This window comes from Enterococcus sp. C76, assembly GCF_040886985.1.
Taxonomy (GTDB): domain Bacteria; phylum Bacillota; class Bacilli; order Lactobacillales; family Enterococcaceae; genus Enterococcus_B; species Enterococcus_B lactis.
The window spans coordinates 1-993 of the sequence record NZ_JBFOEY010000032.1 but is presented as its reverse complement, the minus strand read 5'-3'; the positions used below and the strand labels follow the sequence as shown (position 1 = coordinate 993).

The 993-nt window shown below is 28.1% G+C and carries 2 protein-coding genes; one reads left to right on the top strand and one right to left on the bottom strand.

All coding sequences use genetic code 11. The features are described from left to right. Positions 1 to 190 precede the first annotated feature (190 nt). Positions 191 to 361: a hypothetical protein gene (locus tag AB3I00_RS14540; protein WP_368025605.1), complete on the top strand. Its 171-nt coding sequence runs from the start codon at positions 191 to 193 to the stop codon at positions 359 to 361. Between the two features lie 42 nt (positions 362 to 403). Here AB3I00_RS14540 and AB3I00_RS14535 read toward each other — a convergent pair whose 3' ends face one another. After that, a complete protein-coding gene (locus tag AB3I00_RS14535; protein ID WP_368025604.1) occupies positions 404 to 814 on the bottom strand; it encodes a hypothetical protein in 411 nt (136 codons plus the stop codon). Between the last annotated feature and the right edge of the window lie 179 nt (positions 815 to 993).

The following is a 993-nucleotide window of genomic DNA, read 5'->3' as shown; positions in this document are numbered from 1 at the left end:
CTTTGTACTTCCCTCACTAAAACAATTTTAGGAAACAGCCCTTCAAAAACCTTCACACGATAGGTTAAATACATTTTTTTCACCTCGATTTTCTATTTTCGAAATAAACTACAAACACTATTTTTTTTAATCTCCATTTTCCAATTCATCTTTTTTATTATAAAATCACATATAAAGGTGGTGATAATTCATGGGTTTCTTCTTTAGTACTTATCGAGTTGAACATAACGAAGGAATTATCTTTCAAAATTGGGTTACTGTTCTTTCTAATGTCGAACTCAAAGAAGCAGAACAATACGTTGAATCAAAAACAGGCCTTTTTGGTGACAGCAAATCCAATTATAGAATTGTGAAAGAATAGTCACCTATTATGCTAAAAGAACTAGCTTTCAAACTAGCTCTTTTAGCTATTATCTTTTTCACATATACAATAAAACCTGCCTAATCCTAAATAAGCACATTCATAAGCAATTTCCCAAGCTTCTGAAACATCATCCAAAAATACCGCTTCTTCTATTTTTTCAGTAACTTCATATTCTTTTATTTTTTCATTCCACTTTATATATTTTTCTTCTCCATTTTCCATTTGCAAATACATCTTTTCTTCTGATTCACCAATTAATACAAAATGCCCATAACCATACCAAGCTAATTTTTTCGCCACATTTTCTGCTTCTTTAACATTTGAAAAACAATACGCACTTTCTTTTTCTAAAGTAAATAGTATTTCTTTCTCATCCAATAATTTATTACCATCTACAAATACTGCTTCTGAAAAATACTTTTTTTCTTGATTGTTATATAAATTAATCATTTTTACCACTCCTTCTTTAATAAAATAAGCTTTTTTTGCCATTTAGTTTTATTACAAAATCAAAATTTTTAAAATGACTAATTTCTACTTTCTCACTATTTTTCGTAAAACTGAGTAAGATAAAAAAGAAAGAAAAAACTTTTCCCCATTTCTAAATACATCCTCTCTTTCTAGTCACT

What these genes read in the sequence shown, in the direction of transcription:
- AB3I00_RS14540 (WP_368025605.1), top strand. Translation starts at nt 191, where the DNA reads ATGGGTTTCTTCTTTAGTACTTATCGAGTTGAACATAACGAAGGAATT.
- AB3I00_RS14535 (WP_368025604.1), bottom strand. Translation starts at nt 814, where the DNA reads ATGATTAATTTATATAACAATCAAGAAAAAAAGTATTTTTCAGAAGCA.